Source organism: Chroococcidiopsis sp. CCALA 051 (assembly GCF_003015105.1).
GTDB classification, from domain to species: Bacteria; Cyanobacteriota; Cyanobacteriia; order Cyanobacteriales; family Chroococcidiopsidaceae; genus Chroococcidiopsis; species Chroococcidiopsis thermalis.
On sequence record NZ_PYCI01000011.1, the window covers coordinates 1 to 22,401 of the forward strand.

A 22,401-nucleotide genomic window follows, 5' to 3' on the forward strand; every position below is an offset into this window, starting at 1 on the left:
AGATGTGTATAAGAGACAGAAACTATTCCGTGCCTTTTCCGCTAGAGAGATAGAAATATCAACGAGCTGCTGGTTTTCTGCCACTTGCGACACCACCCGACCATTCAGAGCGGTTTCCACTACGCCTGACAACTGCTCCATACTCAATCCATAGGTAGCGGCAGCAGCCCGATCGTATTGAATTTGTATCTGACGAATGGGCAGTTGGGGTTCGAGTTGTAAGTCTACAACCCCTGCAATCGGCTGAATGACATCTCGCACTTGTTCGCCAATCTTCCGCAATTCGATTAGATCGGAACCAAAGATTTTAACAGCGATCGCGCTTCTTACCCCCGACAGCACTTCATCCATCCGGTGGGAAATAAACCCGCCAATGTTGGGGGCAACACCAGGCAATTTAGTGAATGCATCGCGCAGTTGTTTGATGCTGGCTGCGCGGTCTTGAAGGGCGCGATCGCTCAGCTCTACATCCACATGCGCCATACTCACTCCAGCCCCGTCCGCATCTCCTGGAGCGCGTCCTGCTCGCACTTGCACCCACTCATACAGAGGATTATCTTTGAGCGCGTTGGACAGCGCCATCCCTGCCCGATTGGTCATATCGAGCGAAACCCCTGGAAACAAAACCATTGAATTGACCATTGATTTCTCTTGGAATTCGGGGAGAAACACCCGTCCGAGGGAGGGAACGATCGCACAAGCGGCAACCAACGCTGCCAGCGCCATTGCCAAAATGATTTGGGGCGATCGTAGCGATAGATTGAGCAATGGACGATATAGCCGTTCTGCCCAGCGTGAAACGAATGTACCTTCTTGCGGTAGCGTTTGGTTTGCCAGCAGAATCGCACAGAGCGCGGGAGAGAGGGTCATGGCGACCAGAGTAGACGCGCAGATCGAGAGCAAATACGCTAGACCCATCGGTGCAAAAATGTTTCCCTCAACGCCTGTCAAACTAAAAATTGGCGCAAAGACAACCACGATGATCGCCGTGGAAAAAATCACTGCCAAACGCACTTCTACAGATGTGTCATACACCACCTGGAAGGGATGCTTCGGGTTGCCCTGCGCCTGATTAGTTCGGAGTCCGCGATAGCAGTTCTCCATGTCCACGATCGAGTCATCCACAACCGATCCAATGGCAACTACTAAACCACCTAAGGTCATAGTGTTAATGCCCAAGCCAAAGGCTTTCATAAACATTAACCCTGTCAACAAAGATAGCGGAATTGCGCTTAGAGTAATCGCGGCGGTGCGCCAATTCATTAAAAACAGCAGCATAATCGCTGACACGATGATAATGCCTTCCACTAGGGAGCCGCTGACATTGCGAATGGCAGTATCAATAAAGTTAGACTGCCGGAAGGTTCGCGCCACCTGCACATCGGTCGGAAAGGTTGGTTGCAAGGATTGCAGTAACGCTTCTACTGCTTTTGTCACCGTGGGAGTATCGACATCGGGTTGTTTGTTAATCATCATCACAACGGCAGGCTGTCCGTTAAAGCTGGCATCCCCCCGCTTCAGTGCAGCACCCGTCTGCACCTCTGCCACGTCTTGCAGCAAAATCGGTTTACCACCTTGCACCTTCACCACGGACTGCCGCAAGTCTTCGATCGATCTCACCTGCCCAATGCCGCGCACCAACAATTCTTGACCGCCGCCAATTAGGAAGCCACCAGGAGCGTTGGAATTTGCGCCCCTGGCAGCATTGGTAACTTCGGTCAGCGAAACATTGAGCGATCGCAGTTTTGCTGGGTCGATTAGTACTTGTTCCTGTCGCTCGTCGCCGCCGTAGACCGTGATCTGAGTGACTCCTGGCACGGACAAAATTTGGTTGCTGAGGGTGCTATCCACCAGACGACGCAAATCCATCAGCGAGGTCTGTCCTTGTCCCTTCACTGTAAAGGCATACTGCAAAATCGTACCTAACGGCGATGCCAACGGCGAAATTTCCGGCGGCTGCACCCCTTCGGGTAACTGATTTGTCACCTGCTGAAGCCGTTCAGTGACCGATTGCCGCGCTTTGTAAATATCCGCCTCCTGGTCAAACACCACCTGCACCATCGACAGCCCGACCTTGGAGGACGATCTCACCGTCGTCACCCCTGGCAAGCCATTCACTGCACTTTCAATTGGCACGGTAATTTGTGATTCCACTTCCTCTGGAGCCAGTCCAGACGCTTCGGTTTGAATATCCACTTGGGGGGGCGCAAATTCGGGAAATACGTCCAGTGGCATCTGAGTGACACTGAAGACTCCCCATAGGGTAACTAAAATTGCGCCCACAACAATTAACCATCGTTGGGCGATCGAGTTTTTGAGCGTCAGATTCAGAATTGAGTTAAACATCTTAAATTAGAAACCCCCTCTCTTGTTAGAAAAGGTACTCTTCTTTTTGCGTCCGCGACTCATAAGGGCGATCCCGCCAATCAGTAACGCTGCTCCACCCCCAAAGGCGACCAAAAAACCTATTGGGAAACCGCTAGACGGCTGAGCCGCATTACCAGGCTGCTGAGCCATATTGCCAGAGGGATCGTGGCTATGAGGTATTCCTTGGGCATCTGCCTGAGCGTGAGTATTAGGGGTTTGGGGAGAAGCAGCAGTTTGAGTTTTGCGAGATTCCGCATAAAGCGATAAACCGCCCTGAGTGACTAGCTTTTCTCCAACTGATAATCCTTTGGTCACTTCGACCAGTTCGCCCTTGGTCGCGCCAGTTGAAATTTCAACTGGCTCGTAAAAATTCTCATATTGCACGAAGACTAACTGCTTGCCATCGGCATCGACCAGTGCCGTCACTGGAATCATGACGGCGGCTCCACCATCCGCAGCGGCGATTGGCTTGACAACAATGCCCAACATTTGGTCGGTTTGGGGATTGACTTTCACGCGCTGAGTGCCGCCCGATGCCTGAAATTCATCCCCATGTCCAACATGAGCAAACACAACTGCGGGCGCACTGATGATTAAACTGACTGCAAGAATGGAACTTACTAGCGCAAAGGGTTTCATAATTACTCCTCAAAAAGGATATAGAGTCAGATAAAAGTTCTCCATAGTTTGCCAAAGGGATGATGAAATTCAGGTGAAATGACAGTGGATTCGATAAAATCAAGCTCGTGATTGATTTCCATAAGGCAATGCGAATTTTACTGGTGGAAGATGACGCGGATTTGGGACTGGCAATCAAGCAAGTCCTGATGAGCGAGAAATATGTCGTGGATTGGGTTCCAGATGGCGCTCAGGCATGGCTCTGCCTTGAAAGCCAGTGGACGGATTACACGGTTGCCATCGTCGACTGGCTGCTTCCCGAATTGTCGGGACTGGAGTTATGCCAGAGGCTCAGATTGCACCAAAATCCTTTACCAGTAATGATGCTCACTGCTTTGGGTCAGCCTGAAAATCGCGTGGCAGGGCTGGATGCGGGAGCCGATGATTATTTAGTCAAACCGTTTGTGATGGAAGAATTGCTGGCGCGGTTGCGGGCGCTTCAGCGGCGATCGCCTCAACTACAACCGCCTACCCTGACCGTCGCAGGCTTTACCCTTGATGCAGCAAATAACGTGCTACAAGTGAATTCAGACAAATGCACCCCCCTAGTCATTCCCTTAGCCACCAAAGAATTTCAGCTGCTCATGTATTTGATGCAGAATCCGGATCGCATCATTCCTGGTAGCAAACTGCGCCATCAGCTTTGGGACATCGACGAGGAACCCATTAGCAATGTGGTTGCTGCTCAAATGCGCCTATTACGTCGGAAGTTAGCTTGTCATGGCTGCTCCTGCCCGATTGAAACGCTTCCTGGCACGGGCTATCGCTTTAACTCTCAACTTCGTTCTCAGCCATGAATAGCTACTCACTGTTTCGGCGTAGTCGTCTACGGTTAGCCCTCTGGTATGCCGGAGTCATGGGCGCGATCTTGAGTGTTTCTGGCTTTGGTATGTATCGAGCCATGGTGCAGGCAAACTGGGCAGCAATAGAGCGCGAAATTGAGTCAATCGCAGGAACCCTTCACGATAGCGTAGAACCACTGCTGCCTGCTGCTGAAGAACCGACTGCCGTGCTGCAACAAATTTTTCCCGATCTTTGTTTGAGCGGACGATCCTGCAATACTACCCCGACACTGATTCAACGGCACACCATCGGCATTAGCGATCGCACCACATACTATATTCGTCTGTTCGATCGTCAAGGGAAACTGCTCGCTTTTTCACCTAACCAACCGTTATCTCTTCCTAAAACTCTCAACCGCACCCCTTGGCAAACCTTTCGCACGGCTAATGGAATTCGCTATCACCAATTCACAACCGTTCTGCATAGTGACAATAACCATCATCAGGCTAATGAACCTAGCGTCCGTTCATCCTGGGGCTATTTGCAAATTGGGCGCACTTTAGAACCTTTTGATCTTGAGATCGAGCGAATTCAATGGATTATAGCGATTGGGTTTCCTATTGTCCTTAGCTTGGTCGCTGCCTCCAGTTGGTGGCTCTCAGGGTTAGCGATGCAGCCGATTTACCAGTCCTATCAGCAACAGCAACAGTTTACCGCTAATGCTGCCCACGAACTGCGATCGCCCCTTGCTAGCCTCTTGGCAACTGTGGAAGCTATCCTACGCATACGGCAATCGGATCGGCAAGATATCCAAATGATGCTTGATACTGTTGAGCGGCAGGGGCGACGGTTGAGCCATTTGGTTGCAGACTTGCTCTTGTTAACCAGTCTTGAGCAGGATTCATTGCTAAAACCCTTTCAGCCTTGTTGCTTGAATGATTTGGTTAACGATTTGACCGAAGAATTTTTAGAGCTTGCCACTGCTTCTGATATTCACTTGACTTGCCAAATTCCCTCTTTCGAGGTTTACGCTCTAGGAAACGAATCGCAACTTTACCGTTTAGTATCAAACTTGATTGCCAATGCCATCCAGTACACGCCCAAAGGGGGATACGTAACCGTAAGCTTAGTAACCTGCGATGCCTGCGGCGGACGTAACCATCGCACTGCTGTAGTTGCGGTGAAAGACACGGGGATTGGGATTCCCCTTGCCAAACAGAATCGAATTTTCGATCGCTTTTACCGTGTTGATGGCGATCGCTCTCGTAAAACAGGAGGAACAGGGTTGGGGCTGGCAATTGCTCAGGCGATCGCCCAAAAACATCAAGCGAGTCTAAGAGTTGAAAGTCAGATGGGAAAAGGTAGCATTTTTACGCTAGAACTAACACTTATGTCGTCTAATACTTGACACTCTCACCGCTACAAGCGAAGCTTTAGCGGGAGATTCTTCTCTCACAGGCACTTAACTAGACTGTTACCAGCCCCCACTACTTACGCCTCCAGAAGAAATTTCTAACCCCACTGGCTGTCCGACAGCAAGGATTTCTCGATTTCTAATTACCTGAGCTGCGGCTACGTCTCGATGCGTTTTGTAACCACATTCAGGGCAAATTTGCGATGTATAATCTTTACTTACTTTAGAAAAGAACACTCCTCTTTTCCAACAAACATATGAAAGGATGTTGAAGAACTGACCAAAAGCAGCATCTAAAGTGTGTTTGCCGAGCATATTTTTAGCCCAGGTTCTAAAATCGATTAAATGATAAAGGCTTGCTGAATTTCTGAAACAGAAAACGTTCCGAAACTTTCACGCGATCGCTCTGTCAGTAGTAATACTCCGATCGGAATAACATCCTAAAAATTTCATCAGGAGCGCCACTCCAATTCCAAAATTATACTGTGAGGGCTATTCTAATTACTTAGATGGAAAGTGTTAGGCTGAAACAGATAGTCCGCTTGTCAGTCATGCTGCTTCAGTTGTCAGTGCAGTAACATCTGCAAGGGAAATATGGTAGCTTGATATTTCAGAGAGAGAGGAACGAAACGATAGTTTTTGATGAGTTAGCAATTTAGAGACTATCTGCTGGGAAGTCGGCGTTAAGTTATGCAGATTTCCCTCCAGTAAACGTATTCTGTAGCCATAGATATGTAGCCAAAGCCGCGTATTACTAACTTCCTTAAATATGAAGATTTTAATCGTCGAGGACGAACCAGAAATTGCCCAACTTATACAGCTATCTCTCGAAAAAGAAGGCTTTTCCTGCTCGATTTGCCGTGATGGTTTCAATGCCTTGCAGGTAGTTCAACAGCAACAGCCAGACTTGATCGTATTAGATTTAATGCTACCTGGGTTGGACGGATTAGAAGTCTGTGCCAGGATCAGACAAAAACCTGGAGCAAAAGACCCCTATATACTCATGCTGACAGCAAAAGGAGAGGAAATTGATCGCGTTATCGGTCTATCGACTGGCGCTGATGATTATTTCGTCAAGCCTTTCAGTCCTAGAGAATTAGTTGCCAGAGTCCGAGCATTACTGCGGCGAAGCTTGCGTCAAGGCGGGCAAGATCGAGTTTATCAGACTGGGCATTTCACAGTTGATATAGAACAGCGTACTGCGACTATGCAGTGTAACTCCTCTACACCAGAAACTCTAGAGTTAACTACGTTGGAATTTAACCTATTATCCACGTTTGTTAGCTATCCAGGCAGGGTGTGGAGCCGCACCCAGTTAATTGACAAATTGTGGGGAAGCGACTTTTTTGGAGACGAACGGGTTGTAGATACTCATGTTGCTCGGTTACGGAAAAAAGTAGAACCCGATCCTGCCAATCCCACGTTTATCAAAACAGTAGTGGGAGTGGGTTATAAGTTTGAAGATCCAGTGGTTTAGATATGCCAGTGAGTCGGTTGGGTTTGCGATCGCGCCTATTTATCTCCCACCTGCTAGTTACGGCAGTCGGGATACTCAGTCTAGTCGTCATCGGCAAAGTTTCTTCTCCCCGCTTTTTTGTCGTACACTTGGAACAACTAGAAAGCAGGGGTTTTTCTCTCCGTTTTGCTCGGACTGAGTTAGTGCAAGGGTTTGAAACTGCCTGGTATCGTGGTATGGGCTGGTCGCTACTGATCGGTACTTCTAGTGCTGGAGTGTTGAGTTACTGGGTGTCCAAACGGGTGATGCAGCGTTTAGCTCAGATGGAACAAATTACTCAAAAGTTTGCAGTTGGTCAATTGGATGCAAGGCTTCCTGCTAGTGATATTCCCGAATTCAACCGCCTGAGTCATAGTTTCAACAGTATGGCAGCTAGTCTAGAAGGAGTAGAACGGCGACGGCGAGAACTAGTTAGCGACCTTAGCCACGAATTGCGAACCCCTTTGACAGTCATGCGCGGTTACTTGGAGGAACTATCTTCTGGGGAATTTGAACCAACTCCAGAGATTTATCAGCGACTCGTGAGAGAAACCAAACGCTTAGAAAGGTTAGTTAACGATCTGCAAGAACTTTCCAAAGCTGAGGCTGGTTATCTTCCGATTGATTTGCAACCGATTAACTTGCGTCCTTTACTAGAGTCATTGGTAGAAAAATTTGCCGATCAGCTTTTAGAAGAAGGTCCGACTCTGCGACTCGAATGCCCTCCACAATTACCTTTGGTAAGGGCAGATCTCGATCGCACGGAACAGGTGTTAGTTAACCTGATTGGCAATGCGATCCGCTACACTCCAGAGGGAGCGATCGTCGTCCGCGTTTGGACGGAAACAAATAAACTTTGGATTGCCGTAATTGACACTGGTATTGGTATTACTTCTGAAGATTTGCCTCATGTATTCGAGCGATTTTTTAGAGCCGATCGCTCCCGCACTAGAAATTCTGGGGGGACTGGCATTGGTTTGGCGATCTCTCAGCGTTTAATCGAACTTCAAGGCGGACAAATTGAAGTAGAAAGCCAACTCGGTCAAGGCAGTACGTTTCGATTTTTCTTACCTGTGGTGCGGGAAAATTATTAGCTTTACTTGTTCTATATCTTTCGTGCATGGGTGATGGTGAAAAAATCTGACTCGATAACGAATGACAAATGGCGATCGAGTGCCTTCACAACATCAACATAATTCGGTCATAAAGCTGTCATATTGCATTGTTAGTTTGAAAGTATCTGATGTTGGAATTTTACCAATGGAAAGATACTTACATAACGATCGGTCATGCATTTTATGTTCTTAGCAATACTTTTGGTTGGTTTGTTGACTTTATCAGCATTAGGTGCGATCTCTTACCTGTTTCCCATCCACCACTCCCAAGATTAAACAAGATTCAGCTCGTCTGCCGCCGCTCAAACTAGCTGTCAAGCACCTATAATGTTACTGACATCATGCTGAAATTAGTAACATTGCGTGTCCGTCAGGATCTTTGACAAGAGCATCCTTGACGGTAAGGACTTGCACTATCTGTGAATTGCAAGTGATGTCTGAAACAGGTTTAAACAGGAGTGCTTGCGTATAGAAATCCTGAGCGCGATCGATATCTGTTACTGTTAATCCAATGGCTTTAATTCTTTGCACCTGTACGCTAGTGCGATCGCGTATATTCATAAATGACAAATCCTTATTTTAATTACCCTAGGTCGGAGCTTGAATATCCAAAACTCCCATCATTCCCAAATCTTCATGATCGAGAATGTGGCAGTGATAAACAGTTTTTCCAAGAAAATCGCGGAAGGGAACGCGGATGCGGACAGTTTCACCACCACGCACTAAAACAGTATCTTTCCATGCGCGATCGGGTTCTGGTTCGCCGTTACGCGATATGACTTGAAAAGAATTGACGTGCAAATGGAAAGGATGATCCATGCGGTCTGGATCGACGTTAACTAATTCCCAATCCTCGACTGTATTCAACCTAACTTGGGTGTTGACTCGCTTTGGATCGAAAGCTGTCCCATTGAACGTAAAAGCCATCCCCATACCAGGAGCCATTGCCATCGACAATTCAAAACGCCTGACTGTCCTTGGTTCTGGTAGGGTTTCTACAGGAATGAGTTTTTGAGGTAAAGGTAGAGTAGAAACAGAGCCTCGATAGGTCAGGGTGGCTAAGACTTGAGGATTTGTCTGGGAACTCCTCATCATCTGACCGCTTCCCATCATCCCCATGCCATCGCCCATCATGCCACCACCCATCATGCCCATCCCTCCTCGGTCGTAGGGCAAATTCAACAAACGGTATTGTTTTGGTTCTCTCTCCCCGCGCACCAACAGCTCTGCTCGTTCTCCTGGTGCGAGCAGTAGTTCTTCCCGCTCTACAGGATTGCCTAAAGCACCTCCATCTGTGGCAATTAAATAAAAGGGATGATTTTCTAGAGAGAGTCGGTAGAATCGCGAAGGAGAAGCATTGAGCAGTCGCAAGCGCAGCAAACCGCCACTAGGAATGGCGTACTTGGGGTTGACTTGACCATTAACTGTCAGTATTTGCCCCTCGCGCCCCATCATTATCGCCATGTGGTTGGGAGATTGAATGCGTCCGCTTCCATCTAAAGCAAAATCTTGTAAAACTAAAAATTCCTCTTTCGCAGCTTGAATTTCAGGAATCTCATCCAACTCACCCCGAATAATAAATAAACCTGCTAAACCACCAAATACCTGTTCTGCCACATAGCCGTGATGGTGGGGGTGATACCAATATGTACCAGAGCGATGATTTTTGGGAATAGTAAATTTGTAGGTCAAACTCTCTCCTGGCGGAATTTCTAGAAAAGGATTATCTGCATTGCCAGTGGGAGTGACGTGCAGCCCGTGATAGTGCAGGTTAGTGGGTTGGGTCAGGTTGTTGGTAAAGTGTATGCGGACGGCATCGCCTGGTCTAGCCTCTAGACGAGGAGCGGGTACTTGTCCGTTATAGCTAAAAAGATATGCCCGTTTACCTCCTAAGCTGACGGGGTGAGAACTAGCTTCCAAGTCAAGCTCTAGCGAACCATGATTACTTGTATGCAGTTTGGGAAGCGAGACTTGGGATTTGAAGGGATTTCTGTTGTTTTGTCCCAAGGCACTGCTAGCGACTGATGCCGTTACTGCACCAGCAGCACTGAGGAAAAGAAACTGTCGGCGGTTAATTTTTGGCATAGTTGCTACAGTACAGAGCGCAGCTACGAGATTTGAGTATAGAACTGGGACTTATGACCGGAGGCACTCAACTCGCTTCGACTTGAGAATGAACCCGCGATCGCTTTGTTTACCAGGTATATTTTCAACTTACCAGACAAAAATGAAATCAGAATGAAATTTTTTAGCAAGCAAAACTAAACGACTTCAGATCGATCTTTCCAAGTTCTTGACCTTCGCTTTCTATAGTGAAATCTATAACCTAGATTTCAGGAATTACACAAGATGAAAGCGACAACAAAGACTGCTCTCACAGTAGCAGCTTTAGTTAGTGTTTTAGGCTTTGGTGGTTTGATGCGATCGGTAAACGCCGAGCAATTACCATCTGAGATTGCTATGACTCATGGACGTTCGGGTAATACCCTATCTGCCAAATTCGATCGTGATGGAGGGGCTAAAGATACTACAGAAGCTCGTGAGAATAGCAAACAACTGCAAGCCCAAAATACCATTCAGCCAAACAGTAACAATCGACAAACTGAAGAGAACGAAGGAGGGCGAGGAGAAGCTAACGAGCCAGCAGAAGAACAGCAAGAAACAACTCAACTGCAATCTCTAGCTAAAATTACACCTCAGCAAGCTCAGCAAGCAGCCCAAACTGCTCTCGGAGGAAAGGCTAGTAGCGTTCAATTAGAAAATGAAGATGGCAATTTAGTCTACGCCGTGAAGATTGGTCAGCAAGAAGCTAAAGTAGATGCAGGTAATGGGAAAGTGCTTTACACAGAAAATGCTAACCAGGAAGGTGAAAAACAAGAAGCCTCTCGCCCTAAAAGTAGCATTCAAGTTTCCAATAACCAAGTTGGAGACAGGGAAACTAATGATGATGCCAAGTAGAGTGACTGAAGACTATAACTTTACATAGCTTTCTCATTACCGAAAAAGAGCTGAAGTAGCTTCAGAAAAATTAGCAAATAACTCATGTAGTCTTTCTTAGAATTGTTGAAGCTTAATGCTTCAGCAATTCTATATCCACCTGGCTAAATATCTGTTCTGCGCTCTAGTTCTCGATCGTTCCAAGAAGCAGGATCTTCCAAGGGTTCCAAATGAGTCAAGACATGACTCCCAGGTAATACTCGCTCGATCGCTAGTTCGATTTCCTCACACAGCTCGTGTCCTTGCTGTACCGTCCAGTTACCAGGCACGAGTACGTGAAAGGAGATAAAACGACGCGAACCAGCAATGCGAGTACGTAGGGCGTGAAATTGGATACCCTGATGCTTGTACTCGCCCAGAATCAGGGCGATCGCCTGCTGCTCGTCATCAGGTAGAGCAGTATCTAGCAGTCCCGATCCCGTCTCTCGCAGTAACCTCAGTCCTGCCCAAACAATATTTGCAGCTACAACCAACGCCACAATCGGATCGAGTACTAACCAACCTGTCACTTGCACTAAGAGGATGCCCAACACGACACCACCCGAAGTCCACACATCGGTAAACAAGTGATGGGCATCTGCGCGTAAGGTAATCGATCGCAACCTTCGTCCAGCTTTGAGCAAAATTAAGGCAACAATGCCATTAACCGCTGTTGCTAGAAGCGACAGACCTAACCCAAGCCCTATCTGGGTTAATGGTTCTGGGTGCAGTAAGCGTCCCCAAGCTTCGATCGCGATGCTGGCGGCTGCTAACATAATTAATCCGCCTTCTGCCGCAGTAGAGAAATATTCCGCTTTTGAGTGTCCGAAGGCATGTTCTGCATCGGCAGGTTTAGCAGCATAAGTCAATGCCCACAAAGCGATTAGTGCTGCTACTAAATTAACTCCCGACTCAATTGCATCGGAAAGCAGCCCCACTGAACCCGTAAGCCGATAAGCTCCTAACTTTAGCGCAATAGTCACTATTGCTGCCAAAATTGACAGGTAAACATAGGAACGGGCGCGACTGCTCATCACGATATTTCAACTTGTCTGTATTGCAATAGTTATTCTTGAATTCTGAAAGGTTAAACTTACCGATCCCAATTCTAGTTCTCGATGTCTTGTTCGGTCACTCTAACTTACGATGGAGGTTTACCACATTTTTAGCCAAACTCGACTGAAACTTTAATTTAGCTCCGAGCGAGAGCGTTCAAAGTAATGAACGAAATTGAACGAAAATTGTATTAGTTTTGAATTTTGAATCAAAAATTTCCAACAGGCGATCGCCAAATTCTTTTTATCTGCTTGAAATTTTCATCTTCTTTGAGTGTTAGACGTAGCTCAAACAGATATACTGCAACTGTTAGCATACACCATCTCATACTTATAAGTTCTTACCCTACCCTAAAGTTGCTAAAGAATCTAGACGCAAGACCGCGCTTGCTCATCTCCATCGTAGTTTCTGGACTAGTTTATACTCTACTACCAGAATATTTAAACCTACCAACTCGCATTATTATTGGGTGGAACTCAGGTGCTACCTGTTTTTTAGCATTGGCTTGGTCAATGATGCTCGGAGCTACTCCGCAAAAAATGCAACGTAGCGCTCAACGCCAAAATGAAGGACGATTAGCAATCCTAACTTTAGTGGTGGTTGCTGCTTGCATTAGTCTGTTGGCTATTGGTTTTATGCTCAAAAATACCAAAAGGTTGCCTGAAACTTTACTGGTATTACACGTAATGCTTGCAGGTGCGACGGTTGTTTGCTCCTGGTTGCTCATACATACGATGTTTGCTTTACAATACGCACACGACTACTACCGTAGCGATCGCCATAGTGCCAGTGAAACTCAGGATGAAGGTTTAGATTTTCCCCAAGAAACGCAGCCTGATTATTGGGATTTTCTCTACTTTTCTTTTGTGATTGGTATGACTTGTCAGGTATCAGACGTGCAAGTAACATCACGCTCTATGAGACAGTTATCGCTAGTACATGGAGTGCTAACCTTCTTTTTCAACACTGTAATTCTGGCACTTAGTATCAATATAGTTGCGGGGCTAATTTAAATGTAAATATCCTTCTTCAGGAAGATGCGATAGCAGTTGAATTAAGAAAAATACCCTCCAAATTTAATTTGTGAGGGTAAAAGGCACGAGGTTACGGTGATAGAAGCAAGCTAAATATTGCTACTAAATCAAGATTAAATGCATAATATTACAGTCTTGTAAAAATAAGATGTCATTGCTGTGACAAAAGTTGATTTATGATGAAGCAGATTTATTTGTAAATCGACGGTGAAGTTCGTAGATCCCGAGTAATAGCACGGCAACACCCAATGGTAGGAAATAATAGATTCCTCGGTAAGCCAAAAGCGCACCAAAAAGGGTTGCGGAAGAAACGGAGGGTGAGAGCAATAATAAAATGACTGTTTCAAAAACGCCTAGTCCGCCAGGAACATTGCTGATGAGTGCGGCAATTTGTGCCAACATATAGATGCCAAAAAAACCTGGATAGGACAAAGGTATAGATGATAATAGCAGGGCGTAGAGAACACCCCCAGCCAGCGCCCAGTCAAAAGATGTGACGAAAATTTGAGCTAGAGAGAGCCTAGCAGGAAGGTGGGGTACTACCAACTTGCCAATTCGGATAGATCTTCTACCGACGATATTCCAAACAAGATAGGCTACAACTGCGAGTAGAAATATAACTCCTATGGGATGCACTGAGGCAAAAGGAAGGCGAAGTAGAGTTGGAATCGTCAATGGTTCCAAGACAAACACCAATCCGCCTGCTGCAAACAACCCTAACCAGAAGCTCAAGTTACAAAAAGCGATGATATTGCCGATCTCAATTGCAGATAGCTTCCAGTTCGAGTAAAAGCGATAGCGAATAGCACTACCAGTCAGTAGGGCAAATCCAATACTATTACTGACGGCATAGCTAATGACGGCAGCAAGTGCCGTTTTTGGATAAGAAAGAGGATGGCGAATGTACTGCACGGCAAGAGCGTCATATCCAGTGAGCATCAAGTAATTCAAAATAGTCAGCACTAGTGCTAAGCGTAGGTAGTCTTTAGGAATTGCTTGTAAACTACGTACTATTTCAAGATAGTGATACTGTCGCAGTTCGTTGGCGATCGCCCAGATAGAAAATCCAAATAGAAATAATCCCAAAAGAGGTGAAGCAATCCGAGCAAAACGCTTGAAATTAATATTAGACATATAGCGGTTTGGTAAACTTAAAATTTTTCTAAAAACGCCTGAATGAAATAAAGCAGTTCGTCTCATTCATCTTATTTATACAGTTTTAAGCTCATAAACGTATAATTTTCACCCACTCAGGCTTCAACCAAATAAGATCTATATCGAAGAGAATTCCAAGTTTTATATTTCCAGTCTTGTCCTGTTCGTGTTCTATAACTTCACCAACTCGACCGTTGTATTTTTCAAGTATATGTTGTTCCTCCTTGGGTAAATCTATCCAATTTGATGAAGCAATAACTTCGATCGTTGTGCCGCGAGGGAATTGCATAAAATTCTCAATTTGCTTTCTTTGTTTATGTAGCTGTCAATAAAAAAATCTCGGACAGAATCTACATAAATATCTGCTAAAACTAGCATAGCAAAGATGAGTTTGAGATAGCAGATATAACTCACGAACCTGGTTTGAGATAGTCAAATAAGCGATCGCCAGAGTCAGCCCGAATCAGAGCAACAACAACATCTGGCACAGCTGCCAATCCAGGATAAACTAAATATCTTGGTTCCCAACGAGGATGAAACTTTTCTTTGTAGGCGTGCAAACTCTTGAAGTTGTAAAATCGATTTAAGTGCTCGTAGAGATAATTTAATCCTTTTTCTAAACGAGGAGTATTTTGCGTTTCACCCATACCAGAAAGAGCTGATAAACCCAAATTAAATCCATCGTATCCCAAGTCTTTGTAGTGCTGAAACATTGAAATAAATAAGAAATCCATCGTACCAGATTCCACAGAATTGCGATGTCGCATTAAGTCAATTGTGATATCGTTGATGCGATACTCTGACACAACATTTGCAAAAGCAGTAAGCCGCTCGTCTAATGCTTCAACAGTAACAATCTCACATTCCCGCAAATATTCTTCGTCGAACCAACCTAACGAAAACTTTTTCTCAGCTCCGTGCATCGACTGTAGCCATTCATCGCTCACCATTCGCAACTCTCGTAATAACCGATCCGAAATTGGCGGCGGGTAAAATTTGACTTGATAACCTGCTTTAGTCAAGCGATTCGTGTAATTCCTTAAGTTTTGGTTAGCTTTTCCTTTAAGATTAAAGGTATGAAGATCGACGATCGCTTCTTCGCCGATCTTCACAACGCTAAACCCTAAAGATTGGTAAAGCTCAAGGTCATCCGGTAATGTTTGATAAAAAGCTGGATACCAGTCATTCCGCTCGCAAAACTGGCGAAAACTAAAAATCGTCTCTTTTCGATCTTCTGGTGGACCGATTGGATCTCCTAGAGCGATCGCGCCCCGTCCTTTTGGTACGTAAGCGATCGCGCTACGACCGGAGGGGCTAAAGTAATAAACTTTATCATCAAATAATGTAAAGCGGGCAAGGGAAGAACGACCGTATTGTTCGACAATTTCTTTAGCTCGTTGCCGCTCTTGCAATAGTGCAGGCGATCGTAATAAAACTGGACGCAGGAGCATGAACAGGGAATAGCCTATAGTTACAACTCCAACTAGATAAATCGAGTCAGCAAAGTATTGCCCGAATCGTGTTGTCGGTTCTAGCCCTGCATTGTCAGCAGTAAAAAACATCGCTAGAGTTTGCAGCAGAGCTTCTGGAAGATCGAAGTTAACCGTGTATTGTCGATCTAAAAGGAAAAAGCCGACTGTACCGTAAGCTAGTGTAAACAACAATGCTCCTACCAAAACTCGAATTCCCTGAGCAACAGATGGGCGATCCGATTTTGCAGTGAACGAAGAGTGCATTGACAAAAGCTGTACGAGCAAAACACCCGATAGTAGGCTCTCTTCGTAGTCCAAGCCCTTAACTAAATGACTGAGAATAGATACAATCAGCAATCCAACTGTCAACAGCCACGCAATTCGCTTCCGTCTGAATAAATTTGCTGCCAGCGTCAGTAAGATAAATCCTGTAATTGCTGCAAAAAAATGACCGCCCGCACGAATGTCGAACGGAATAAATTGCTCCAAAAATTCTGTCCTACTTGGTAGGTTGGGAGTGACAGCAGACAATAGGTTGACTATTCCTACTAATCCTGTCAGCAGTGTTGCTGTCCATAGTCCAATGCGGTTTCGCCTTGTCAGCACAAAATACCTCCATTCAAAACGATTTAACTATTTTGTTTTCCTTAGCTAAAGCAATCTTGAACTGCTGCCCGACATAACTCAACTGATCGGTTAAATGCTTGTGCCAGTAATTCCAGCCAAAATCCCCGCCAACTATCCCGTGTCCTCCAGGAAAAACTCGAAATTCATTAGCAATTCCTAACTGGTTCAAAGTTTGATGAAATTGCTGCGTCGAGTCAAGAAATTCCCGATCTGCTTCCCCAGCATCCAGAAACGCTCGGATCTGTTGGCGCTGTGTAGCTGAAATCTGCTTGATGAAAAGCTGAGGACTATTAGCAGCGCCACTGGTATCGGTGAAGTAGCCGCTAGAGCTAAAGAAGATATTGAAGTTATTTAGATGGCGCAAACCAATGTTAAAAGCTCCCCAACCGCCAGAAGACTGCCCGCCTATTGCCCAAAAATGCGGCTGCTCTAGTGTACGATAGCGCGATTTTACCACTTGGACTAATTCAGAACCAATCAGGGTTCCCACATTGCCATTAGGTCCATCGTAGTAGTCAGAGTCCCAAAAAGGGCTGCTACCTCTGCGATCGTTACCATCTGGAGTAATTACGATTGACGGTGGTAGTTTGCCACTCTTATACAAATCGTGTAGTACAGACGTGACAGCAGCCTTGTCCTGATAAGCACGAGCATCCCCATGTCCACCATGTAGTAAGAAAATGACTGGATAGCGTCGTACAGAATTCTTGGTGTAGCCTGGGGGGAGAATTAAGCCATACCTACGCACCTCGCCCATTGCTTTACTATTGAACGTTTCTAACTGAAAGGTTAGCCCCGTGTTTCGTTCTACTTGGGGAGGATCTAATTGTGGCGCACCAGCAATAAAAACATACCAGTAGCCAGTGGCTGCTAGAAGAGCGATCGTACCCGCCAAGATACCTAGAACCTTACCAAACCGCAATTTCATCAAATTAACCAATAAGAATTATCCAATTTTTATAACTACTCTGTGGGATCGATCTTAATACAAATCATTGACACAGTTTAGTCATAAATTTGTCATATTTGCTTGCTAGTTTGAGGGGGTCGATTATTTAGGTCTAGCTAAAGCTTTTCATTTGAAAGGTATTATTGTATGACACTTTTCATTAATAACCTACCCCAACAAGTTACTGAAGCAGACCTTATAGAATTGTTTGAAGAGTATGGCGCGATCGCGCACATCTTTTTTCCTACAGATGGGAAAACAAACAGAAACTTTGGTTTTGCTACTGTGGACATGATGATGAATGCCAGTGAAAAAGTGGCAATGTCAGAACTGAACGGTTCAAAGTGGATGGGTTCGCAATTACAGATCGGTGAAGTTATTGCTCAAGGACATTTTCAAATGCATTATTCGTAGAGAGGTATTTAGTTGATGAACCGCAACGACTTGCGATCGCATATTGCAATGGCTAGTTTGCTCGCGATCTTTTAGTAGTTACCCAAAAGCAATGAAGCGTATTCACTTCAACGGCTTTACTAACTATTATCAACAATTTTGAACTCACTCAAGTTTGAAGGAAAACTATGTACAACCAACTATCCAAGCCACGTACATTTATTATCTTGCTAGTTGCCAGTTTTGGATTAATTACTAGTCCAGTTCTAGGAGAACTAGCAGCAGCAAGTAAACTTAGCTCTGAATTTGATTCTGCAATGTTAGATGCTCAATTTGAAGAAGAAGCTACCAATATGATTGAGGCTGATGCTGCGTATGTTAGAGCAATCAGAGAACGTTTTAATTAGTTTTTTCAAGAAAAACTAATTATTTAACATCTGCCTATGCTTGAGAATTTTTTTAAGAGGATGGATTACTCAACCGTCCTCTTTTTAGGTATTTTATTTTTAGACTTTGAATTTCAAACATTTTTTAAAACTGAAAATACAATTTATTATCTTGACTGTAAATTATATAATCTTCAGGATGAAATATTACGATCGTCTGGTTTTGTAATAGGAAAAGCCGAGTCATAATCTATGGCTTGAAGTTTTTGTCTCAATAAGCCTTCTAGACTTTGGATCTGTTGTTGTTGCTGTTGAAGCATTTGCATAATTTTTACTATTTCTTCTTCCCGAAGTAGATTCATTTTATCGTGTAGCAGTTCAATTTCTAGCTCGGCTTTCATATTAACTTCGTAGTCGTGTTTCGCCTCCTGACGGTCAATTATCGCTTGGCGGTTCTGACTCATCATAATGATGGGTGCAGTGTAAGCTGCCTGAAAAGACAACATGAGGTTAAGTAAAATGAATGGGTACGGGTCCCAATGCTGAATGTATGCCGTGACGTTGAGAAAAATCCACAGTGCTAGCAAGCTACTCTGGATAATAATAAATCGCCAAGAACCTACAGTATCGGCTACCGCATCAGCTAGCCGATCGCCCAGCCTCGGACTTGGTTTTGGTGGATGTTGAGCGGGCTTGCGTTCCCGCAGCCTTTGCAACAGTTGATATTCTTCCTGACTGACACGAGCGCGTAGAGGTTTTTTCATATTCACGATCGATGAATGTAGAATTCAAAATTAAGCTTAACTGCCTCTAGCCACAGCAAAATACGAAATAATGAATTGTCGCAATCACCAACTAAAAAAACTAGCACATGTCTCTCTATACTCGCATTAAGCGATCGCTACTCGGTAAACCGCTACCTACTAGTGCTTTTGCAGAAGAACGTTTGAGCAATGCTGCGGGATTGGCAGTGCTATCTTCTGATGCGCTTTCCTCAGTTGCTTATGCAACAGAAGAGATATTACTAGTGCTGATACTAGCTGGAAGTAGCGCTCTCAACCTCTCACTGCCTATTGGAGGCGCAATTCTACTGTTGTTGACAGTAGTGACTTTATCTTATCGCCAAACAATTCGAGCCTATCCTGGTGGCGGTGGAGCTTATACCGTGTCACGCGAGAATTTGGGGCTTTACCCAGGACTAGTAGCAGCAGCAGCACTAGCGATTGATTATGTCCTGACCGTTACTGTTAGCATTTCAGCGGGAGTTGCTGCTTTAACTTCGGCAATCCCATTCTTGAGTACCTTCACCATTGATTTGTGTCTGCTTGCAGTCTTCTTGGTGATGCTGGCAAATCTACGAGGTGTGAGAGCAGCAGGCAACTTACTCATGCTGCCTACCTACGGGTTTATTGCAAGTATTTTTCTACTCGTTTGTCTAGGTTTAGTGCAACAGCTGAGCGGATACGTACCCTCTGCTGTCGCTACAATTCCAGCTACAGAACCCCTAAGTCTATTTCTAATTCTAAGGGCTTTCGCTGCTGGCTGTACCGCGTTAACGGGAATCGAAGCTATCTCCAACGGTGTAATGGCATTCAAGCCGCCAGAGTGGAAAAATGCCCGTTTGACTATGCTTTACATGAGCGCAATCTTAGGGGTCATGTTTACTGGGATCACCTACTTGGCTCATGCTTACCACATAGTTCCTACTGCTGGACAAACGGTGGTTTCGCTGCTGGGGCGACAAATTTTTGGCAATGGTTTGCTTTATTACATTACACAGGCAACCACCCTGCTGATTCTGCTACTGGCAGCGAATACTAGCTTTGCTGACTTCCCCCGACTCGCTTCACTGCTAGCACGGGACGGCTTTCTGCCCAGGCAACTGTCAATACTAGGCGATCGCCTGATCTACTCCAACGGCATTCTTTTGCTCAGTCTTTTTGCTGCCTTTCTGATAATTTTATTTCAGGGGCAGACTAATGCAATTATTCCTCTCTATGCTGTGGGAGTATTTACCTCATTCACCTTATCCCAGATAGGGATGGTGCTGCACTGGTTCAACCATCAAACACCTGGTTGGAAACCTCGTGCCACGATTAATGGGATCGGCGCGACAGTCACTGCCATAGTTTTAGGGGTAATTGTTGTAACAAAGTTCTTATTGGGAGCTTGGTTAGTGGTGGTTCTGATTCCGCTAGTTGTTTGGCTGTTTTTAGCAATCCGAAGTCACTATCAAACGATAAGCGATCGCCTCAGTATTGTTGGGCTTGAACCCCATCGTTACCCCATGCTGCGTACTCCATGCGATACTGTCACCCATCCTGCTCTAGTTTTAGTTGGTCAACTTCATCGCGGAACCTTAGAAGCTCTTGATTACGCTCGCAGTATCGCCGATGAAATTGTTGCCGTTCACGTTGATATTGGTACTACAGATAGAGACAGCTTTCAGCAGCAGTGGCAGCAGTTAGAGGCAGATATCCCATTAGCGATCCTCGACTCTCCCTATCGTTCAGTCATTTCACCTTTAAGCAACTTTGTTAGCGAATTTGAAGCTCAGCATCCAGATCTCTTCTGCACAATTGTTATTCCTATCTTCGTGACCCGTCACTGGTGGGAAAATTTGCTACATAATCAAACAGCTTGGTTTTTGAAAGCAGCTCTGCGAGTCAAACGCAGTCGGGTAGTCACGTTTGTTGGTTATTATATTTAAACATAACGATTGTGAAAAGCGTTTTAAAAGTAAGTTAGGTATAACTTAATTCAAGTATTAGCTCAACTACATATATAGCTTTGAAAAATGCTTTCCCAATTCCAATGGTGACCGTCAAAAATATTAGCTCGCTCGTAATTTCTCTTGCAAAAACTATCTATTCTTATTTCTTCTGCTAGTAAGCTATTGGTGCTTTTGCTCTAGCTCCCCCCTTACCTAAAAATAGCAATAACGGTAACGAACAAAAGAAGACAACGCCCACAAAGCGAAAGATATCGGTATAAGATAAAACTGCGGCTTGCGTATTGACTAATTGCTTCAGTGCTGCCAAGGCTTGTTGATGGGCTGTGGCGGCATCAAAACCGCGATTTTGAAACAAGGCAGTTAGCGTATCGAGACGCTGATTTGTCTGGGGATCGAAAGCAGTCACTTTTGCTAGCAAAATGGCTTTATGAAATGCTTCCCGTCGATCTAGCAGTGTTGTCAAAACCGCAATCCCGATACTGCCTCCCAACTGGCGCATCAAATTGTAAAATCCCGATCCGGCAGATACATCATGTTTTGGCAGCGAACCCAAACTAGCTAAACTGAGGGGCAGAAACATCAACACGGTGGTCGCTCCGCGCCAAAGCAGGGGGTAGAATAGATCGTCCGTACCCGATTGCGGCGTAATTTCTGCTAGTTGAAACATGACTAAAGTTGTCCCAACTGCTCCGGTTCCAATTAGCAGTCGAGCATCTACCTTACTCGAAATCTTACCCAGCAAAACCATCACGATCGCTGATGCTAAAGCTCCAGGGGCAAGCAACCATCCAGTTTGGGTGGCTGAAAATCCCAGCACGCCCTGAGCAAACAACGGCACGGCAAACAGCGCCCCGTAAAGTCCCATACCTAAAATACCAGAGTAGAGGCTACCCGCCGCCAGCGTTCGGTGGCGCAACACGCGCAGATCGACCGCAGGATATTTGATACTCAGTTCCCGCCAGATAAATAGTATTAATCCAACAGCAGCAGCGATCGCCAAGGTAGTAATAAAACTCGATGCAAACCAATCGTCTCGTTCTCCTTCTTCTAAAAACGCTTGCAAGCTACCAATCGCGATCGCCAGTAGCGCAATTCCCAGCCAATCGACTCGCTGACGGCTAATTTTGCGCTGGGGCGGATCGGGTCGCAAAAACATTGTTGCCATAATGATGGCAATAATTCCGATCGGCAGGTTGATGAAGAAAATCCAGCGCCAACCCAGCGTATCTGTCAGATAGCCACCTAGAGTAGGACCGATCGCGGGTCCGGCAATCACTCCTACGCCAAACACCGATTGAGCCACGCCCTGTTCGGCGGGTGGAAAGGTTTCAAATAAAATTGCTTGAGCTTTAGCGAGCAGCCCTCCCCCAAATAAACCTTGCAGGATGCGGGCAATGACTAGCATCGGTAGGTTAACAGATAATCCACACAGCACGGAAGCGGCTGTAAACCCTGCCATTGAAAAGACGAAGTAGGTTTTCTTGCCGAATACATCTCCTAACCAGGCAGAGAGGGGAATCAGAACGACGTTGGCGATCGCGTAGCCCGTCACGATCCAGCCCACTTCGCTGACAGTTGCCCCTAGAGTTGCTTGAATATCGTTCAGTGCCACGTTGACGATACTGGTATCGATCACCTCTAAAATAGCTCCCAGCGAGGCTGTCAGAGCGATCGCCCACTTCAGAGATCCTCGCACGTAGCCTGAATTGTCAGTATTCGGTTGTCGAGATGAGCGTGGCAAACGAGAATGAGTTGTAGCCATGAGCG

General features: G+C 45.5%; 21 protein-coding genes. 9 read left to right on the forward strand and 12 right to left on the reverse strand.

The genetic code is table 11. The features are described 5' to 3' along the window. Together C7Y66_RS04110 and C7Y66_RS04115 are read right to left on the reverse strand one after the other, a co-directional pair. Window positions 1–2,346 (reverse strand): efflux RND transporter permease subunit (locus C7Y66_RS04110; protein ID WP_106544570.1); only part of this gene is annotated, 2,346 nt, incomplete at its 3' end. Between the two features lie 6 nt (window positions 2,347–2,352). Continuing rightward, a complete protein-coding gene (locus tag C7Y66_RS04115; protein ID WP_106544571.1) occupies window positions 2,353–3,006 on the reverse strand; it encodes an efflux RND transporter periplasmic adaptor subunit in 654 nt (217 codons plus the stop codon). Between the two features lie 128 nt (window positions 3,007–3,134). Here C7Y66_RS04115 and rppA point away from each other — a divergent pair, with 128 nt between their 5' ends. Further along, entirely contained in the window at window positions 3,135–3,842 is a 708-nt protein-coding gene (gene rppA, locus C7Y66_RS04120; RefSeq protein WP_106544572.1) for a two-component system response regulator RppA, read from the forward strand. Next, window positions 3,839–5,236, forward strand: a complete 1,398-nt coding sequence (rppB, locus tag C7Y66_RS04125) for a two-component system sensor histidine kinase RppB (RefSeq protein WP_106544573.1) — start codon at window positions 3,839–3,841, stop codon at window positions 5,234–5,236. Before rppA ends, rppB begins: the two co-directional genes overlap by 4 nt. A gap of 66 nt (window positions 5,237–5,302) precedes the next feature. On the opposite strand, the gene C7Y66_RS04130 is transcribed toward rppB, so the two are convergent. Further along, a complete protein-coding gene (locus tag C7Y66_RS04130) occupies window positions 5,303–5,557 on the reverse strand; it encodes a zinc ribbon domain-containing protein (RefSeq protein WP_199197239.1) in 255 nt (84 codons plus the stop codon). Window positions 5,558–6,011: 454 nt separating this feature from the next. On the opposite strand from C7Y66_RS04130, the gene C7Y66_RS04135 reads away from it, so the two are divergent. Further along, window positions 6,012–6,719 carry a response regulator transcription factor gene (locus tag C7Y66_RS04135; protein WP_106544574.1) on the forward strand — a complete coding sequence of 236 codons (708 nt, stop codon included), beginning with the start codon at window positions 6,012–6,014 and terminating at the stop codon, window positions 6,717–6,719. A gap of 2 nt (window positions 6,720–6,721) precedes the next feature. Next, window positions 6,722–7,831, forward strand: coding sequence for a cell wall metabolism sensor histidine kinase WalK (locus C7Y66_RS04140; RefSeq protein ID WP_106544575.1), 1,110 nt, complete (start codon window positions 6,722–6,724; stop codon window positions 7,829–7,831). Between the two features lie 360 nt (window positions 7,832–8,191). Here C7Y66_RS04140 and C7Y66_RS31585 read toward each other — a convergent pair whose 3' ends face one another. Together C7Y66_RS31585 and C7Y66_RS04150 are read right to left on the reverse strand one after the other, a co-directional pair. Beyond that, a complete protein-coding gene (locus C7Y66_RS31585; RefSeq protein WP_199197240.1) occupies window positions 8,192–8,413 on the reverse strand; it encodes a hypothetical protein in 222 nt (73 codons plus the stop codon). Between the two features lie 27 nt (window positions 8,414–8,440). Beyond that, entirely contained in the window at window positions 8,441–9,937 is a 1,497-nt protein-coding gene (locus tag C7Y66_RS04150; RefSeq protein WP_106544576.1) for a multicopper oxidase family protein, read from the reverse strand. Between the two features lie 264 nt (window positions 9,938–10,201). Here C7Y66_RS04150 and C7Y66_RS04155 point away from each other — a divergent pair, with 264 nt between their 5' ends. Beyond that, window positions 10,202–10,810, forward strand: a complete 609-nt coding sequence (locus tag C7Y66_RS04155) for a PepSY domain-containing protein (RefSeq protein WP_106544577.1) — start codon at window positions 10,202–10,204, stop codon at window positions 10,808–10,810. Window positions 10,811–10,953: 143 nt separating this feature from the next. Here the strand turns inward: C7Y66_RS04155 and C7Y66_RS04160 are convergent, their stop codons facing one another. Continuing rightward, entirely contained in the window at window positions 10,954–11,862 is a 909-nt protein-coding gene (locus C7Y66_RS04160; RefSeq protein WP_106544578.1) for a cation diffusion facilitator family transporter, read from the reverse strand. A gap of 378 nt (window positions 11,863–12,240) precedes the next feature. On the opposite strand from C7Y66_RS04160, the gene C7Y66_RS04165 reads away from it, so the two are divergent. Continuing rightward, a complete protein-coding gene (locus tag C7Y66_RS04165; RefSeq protein WP_106544579.1) occupies window positions 12,241–12,897 on the forward strand; it encodes a DUF1345 domain-containing protein in 657 nt (218 codons plus the stop codon). A gap of 195 nt (window positions 12,898–13,092) precedes the next feature. On the opposite strand, the gene C7Y66_RS04170 is transcribed toward C7Y66_RS04165, so the two are convergent. The 4 genes from C7Y66_RS04170 to C7Y66_RS04185 form a co-directional block, all read right to left on the reverse strand. Next, window positions 13,093–14,052, reverse strand: a complete 960-nt coding sequence (locus tag C7Y66_RS04170) for a lysylphosphatidylglycerol synthase domain-containing protein (protein WP_199197241.1) — start codon at window positions 14,050–14,052, stop codon at window positions 13,093–13,095. A gap of 91 nt (window positions 14,053–14,143) precedes the next feature. After that, a complete protein-coding gene (locus C7Y66_RS04175; RefSeq protein ID WP_106544580.1) occupies window positions 14,144–14,362 on the reverse strand; it encodes a hypothetical protein in 219 nt (72 codons plus the stop codon). Between the two features lie 121 nt (window positions 14,363–14,483). Continuing rightward, complete coding sequence (locus C7Y66_RS04180) at window positions 14,484–16,151, reverse strand: bifunctional lysylphosphatidylglycerol flippase/synthetase MprF (protein WP_106544581.1); 1,668 nt, start codon at window positions 16,149–16,151, stop codon at window positions 14,484–14,486. A 13-nt stretch (window positions 16,152–16,164) separates the two neighbouring features. Next, window positions 16,165–17,100, reverse strand: coding sequence for an esterase family protein (locus C7Y66_RS04185; RefSeq protein ID WP_106544582.1), 936 nt, complete (start codon window positions 17,098–17,100; stop codon window positions 16,165–16,167). Window positions 17,101–17,268: 168 nt separating this feature from the next. On the opposite strand from C7Y66_RS04185, the gene C7Y66_RS04190 reads away from it, so the two are divergent. Then, a complete protein-coding gene (locus tag C7Y66_RS04190; protein ID WP_106544583.1) occupies window positions 17,269–17,535 on the forward strand; it encodes an RNA-binding protein in 267 nt (88 codons plus the stop codon). A 167-nt stretch (window positions 17,536–17,702) separates the two neighbouring features. Next, complete coding sequence (locus C7Y66_RS04195) at window positions 17,703–17,921, forward strand: hypothetical protein (RefSeq protein WP_106544584.1); 219 nt, start codon at window positions 17,703–17,705, stop codon at window positions 17,919–17,921. A gap of 173 nt (window positions 17,922–18,094) precedes the next feature. Here the strand turns inward: C7Y66_RS04195 and C7Y66_RS04200 are convergent, their stop codons facing one another. Beyond that, complete coding sequence (locus C7Y66_RS04200; protein WP_106544585.1) at window positions 18,095–18,664, reverse strand: DUF1003 domain-containing protein; 570 nt, start codon at window positions 18,662–18,664, stop codon at window positions 18,095–18,097. Window positions 18,665–18,771: 107 nt separating this feature from the next. On the opposite strand from C7Y66_RS04200, the gene C7Y66_RS04205 reads away from it, so the two are divergent. Next, the gene (locus C7Y66_RS04205; protein WP_106544586.1) at window positions 18,772–20,610 is read left to right on the forward strand and encodes an APC family permease; all 1,839 of its coding nucleotides are present in this window, start codon (window positions 18,772–18,774) and stop codon (window positions 20,608–20,610) included. 175 nt (window positions 20,611–20,785) lie between these two features. On the opposite strand, the gene C7Y66_RS04210 is transcribed toward C7Y66_RS04205, so the two are convergent. Beyond that, on the reverse strand, window positions 20,786–22,396 hold the full coding sequence (locus tag C7Y66_RS04210) for a DHA2 family efflux MFS transporter permease subunit (protein ID WP_106544587.1): 1,611 nt from the start codon (window positions 22,394–22,396) through the stop codon (window positions 20,786–20,788). Window positions 22,397–22,401: the final 5 nt, after the last annotated feature.